We start from the raw sequence: 3,588 nt of genomic DNA on the forward strand, positions 1-3,588 counted from the left end.
GATTGAATTGCCAAAAAGGAGGGCCGCCATTGAGCCAACCACAATACGCCATCATGCGCTTCGCCAAGTACAAGGGGCCGGAGATCACCAACATCGAGGCCCATAACGAACGCAGAAAAGAAAAATACGCCAGCAACCCCGACATCGATCTTTCCCGCAGCAAGCAAAACTTCCACCTGATCGAGCCGCCCCAACGTTACCGGGCTGAGGCTGAGCGCCAGATCAGCGCCGCTGGATGCCGCACCAGAAAAGACAGCGTTCGGCTTGTAGAGATCCTGTTCACCGCCACACCGGAGTTCTTCAAGGGCAAGAAGCTGCCCGAAATCCGGCAGTATTTTGAGGAAGCACTCCGTTTCTTTGAGCAATACCAGTCCAGAGAAACTATCATCTCCGCCGTGGTGCATATGGACGAGAAGACGCCCCATATGCACCTTTCTTTTGTCCCCTTGACGCCAGATGGCAGACTCAGTGCCAAGGAGATTGTGGGCAACAAGAAAAAACTGACCTGGTGGCAGGACAAGTTCTGGGAACACATGGTCGTTAAGTACCCCGACCTGGAGCGCGGCGAGAGCGCAAGCCAGACGGGCCGTGACCACATCCCGCCTCGTATCTTCAAGGAGATGACCCACCTCACCCAGCAGCGCCAGAAGCTGGACGAGCTGCTGACCGGCATCGGCCCTTTGAACGGCAAGAAGCGGGCCGCCGAGATTTCCGAATTGCTGGACGGCTATATCCCGGCCGTGGAGAAAATGCGGACCCAGCTGAAAAAGTACAGTACGGCCTTCACCAGTACCAAGGCTGAGAATGAGAAGCTCAAGAAGAAAAACAAAGAGCTCTCGGAGTCCCTGGAAGAAGCAAACCACGAGAGCGTTCTGAAAAAATTGAACGATGCCAAGCTCCAGCGGGAGTATCAGGAGGCCCTTGCCGTATTGGAGCGAATTCCGCCGGAAGTTATAGATTCCTACGCCAACCGAGACCTGGACACCTTATCAAAGAAGCGGGGAGGAAGATAACTGTCATGAATAGAGAACAAGAAATGTATTTCGATCAGTGCATGGACTTCCTCGCCCGTATGATTGAAAAATACGGCGACCGGGTCAAGTTCCCTGATGAACCTGAACATGAGCATCCTAATAAGATGGCTCCTGCTGATGGTGAGGCAAATCAGATAGCTGCCTAAAATGTATGTGGGAGGTCACCTATTCGTCCCAGTGGCCTCCCACACCTTTGTTTTTATCGTCTGTTCGGCAAAAATTTCAGTTTTACTATTGACGGCACAGTTGGGATTATAGTAAAATAAAGTTGGGACAGTTATTTTTACTGTAATTTTTGTTCTTGAAACTACGAATCTCTAAAATTTATCCCAAATTCAAACCATCCCCACTCGAAATAACACGTCACTCCTCCCCTATTCAGATCCACCACTACGATTGCGAGAGGTACTATCATGAAAACTCACCCCAAATGTTATATCTACACCAGAGTCTCCACAGCCATGCAGGTGGATGGATACAGCCTGGATGCCCAAAAAGAGAAACTCAGGCGGTATGCAGAGTTCCAGGACATGGTGGTTGTCGGCGAATATTCAGATGAGGGCAAATCCGGCAAGAGTGTCGAAGGCCGCCCGGAGTTTCTGAAAATGATCCAAGACATTGAATCGCTCAAAGACCAGGTTTCCTTTGTTCTTGTTTTCAAACTGTCCCGTTTTGGCCGCAACGCCGCAGACGTTCTTACCTATCTGCAAAAGATGCAGGATTGCGGCGTCAACCTGATCTGCGTGGAAGATGGAATCGACAGCTCCAAAGACAGCGGCAAATTGATGATTTCCGTTTTATCTGCGGTCGCCGAGATCGAGCGTGAGAACATTCTCGTGCAGACCATGGAGGGCCGCAAGCAGAAAGCCCGTGAAGGTCGCTGGAACGGCGGTTTTGCACCCTATGGGTACAAGCTGGAAAATGGAGAACTCATCATTGCCGAAGATGAGGCCGAAGTAATCCGTATCATTTATGACAAATACGTTCACACCACGATGGGCGTATCCAAAATCGCCATCTGGCTGAATTCCCATGGTTACAAAAAGAAAAAGCGCCAGAATAACACGCTGGATAGCTTCTCTGCCGCCTTTGTAAGAGGTGTCCTGGAGAACCCGATCTACTGCGGCAAATTGGCTTACGGACGCCGGCACAACGAAAAGCGTCAGGGCACACGGAACCAATACCATATTGTGAAGCAGGAAAAATATATGCTCTACGATGGTATCCACGAACCCATCGTTTCAGAAGCCGATTGGCACCTGGCAAAGCAGAAACGTGCAAACAATGGCGGCAAGAAAGAAAAGACCCACAGCCTGGAGCATGAACACATTCTTTCCGGGCTTCTCTGCTGCCCCATCTGCGGTGCTGGAATGTATGGCAACGTCAACCGAAAGCATGGTCCGGACGGGAAGTCGTATCGGGACTATTTCTATTACCAGTGCAAGCACCGCAAAGAAGTCGATGGTCATTCGTGCACCTACAGCAAGCAATGGAGTCAAGATTTCATCAACGATGCAGTGGTGACCGTAATTCAGAATCTGATTCACAACCCCAAATTCTCAAATGCCATCCAGAACAAAATTGGTCAGTCCATTGATACCCGGGAGTTGGAGCAGCAGCTGGATGCACTCCGGAAAAAGCTCCGGCAGCTGAACGGGGCCAAGAATCATATTGGAGATCAGATTGACCACTTGAATTTTGACGATCCCCACTATGAGCGCAAGAGCCAGGATCTCCAGGACCGTCAGGATCGCCTTTACGATGAGATGTCAGCCATAGAAAAATCCATCGACGAACTCCAGGCCAGAATCCTAAACGTCCGAAGCCAAAAAATCCGCCGCGATAACATCTACCAGTATCTTGTCTGTTTCGATCAACTCTACGATGAATTTACAGATGCCGAGAGAAAAGAGTTCATGAAGAGCTTTATCAAACGCGTCGAAATCTTCCCCGAGCAGCAGGCGGATGGCCGGATTTTGAAACGCATTGATTTTCGGATTCCAGTCTTCTTTAATGACCAGGAAGTGGATATGTTGGATTGGGACGGAAAATCGACGCACGAGACGGTTGTTTTGCTTTCCAAGGGAGAAATCGACTCGAAAAAAGTGCGGGTGGAGTTCTCGCTGGAGGATATGGATATGTCCGGGTTCCAGAAGGGCGCCACATATGAGCAGATCAAGACGTATGTGCTGGAGCATAGCGGCTTGAAGGTATCTTCTCTGTACATCTCCCAGGTCAAGCGGAAGTGCGGTCTGGATGTAGGACAGAATTATAACCTGTCAAAGAAGGAAGATGCTAAAGTACCGCAGTGTCCGCCGGAAAAAGAGCGGGCAATCAGGGATGCACTGAAATTTTTCCATCTCATATAGAAAGTTAAAAGCTGTACCGTAGAATTAGAGATTTCACGGTACAGCTTTTATTTTTGGCGTTGTTAGGCTTTTTGCTGTAAGCGCCTCACGAAACGGCGTACTTGCTAAACCCAGTCTCACAGTGAGAGAATTATTCCATGTAGTGGGCGTGTATTTTTGAGACCACTCTTAAAAATACACGGCCT

General features: G+C 49.5%; 3 protein-coding genes. All 3 read left to right on the plus strand.

Annotated features, from left to right (window positions below; genetic code table 11):
• Positions 1-29 precede the first annotated feature (29 nt).
• The 3 genes from mobV (at position 30) to B5F27_RS15875 (ending at position 3,403) form a co-directional block, all read left to right on the plus strand.
• Entirely contained in the window at positions 30-1,013 is a 984-nt protein-coding gene (gene mobV, locus B5F27_RS15870) for a MobV family relaxase (protein WP_087369020.1), read from the plus strand.
• Between the two features lie 5 nt (positions 1,014-1,018).
• Positions 1,019-1,180: a hypothetical protein gene (locus tag B5F27_RS16875; RefSeq protein WP_158098275.1), complete on the plus strand. Its 162-nt coding sequence runs from the start codon at positions 1,019-1,021 to the stop codon at positions 1,178-1,180.
• 267 nt (positions 1,181-1,447) lie between these two features.
• The gene (locus B5F27_RS15875; RefSeq protein ID WP_087369021.1) at positions 1,448-3,403 is read left to right on the plus strand and encodes a recombinase family protein; all 1,956 of its coding nucleotides are present in this window, start codon (positions 1,448-1,450) and stop codon (positions 3,401-3,403) included.
• Positions 3,404-3,588: the final 185 nt, after the last annotated feature.

Source organism: Faecalibacterium sp. An192 (genome assembly GCF_002160175.1).
Lineage (GTDB): Bacteria > Bacillota > Clostridia > Oscillospirales > Ruminococcaceae > Faecalibacterium.

What these genes read in the sequence shown, in the direction of transcription:
- B5F27_RS16875 (WP_158098275.1), top strand. Translation starts at nt 1,019, where the DNA reads ATGAATAGAGAACAAGAAATGTATTTCGATCAGTGCATGGACTTCCTC.
- B5F27_RS15875 (WP_087369021.1), top strand. Translation starts at nt 1,448, where the DNA reads ATGAAAACTCACCCCAAATGTTATATCTACACCAGAGTCTCCACAGCC.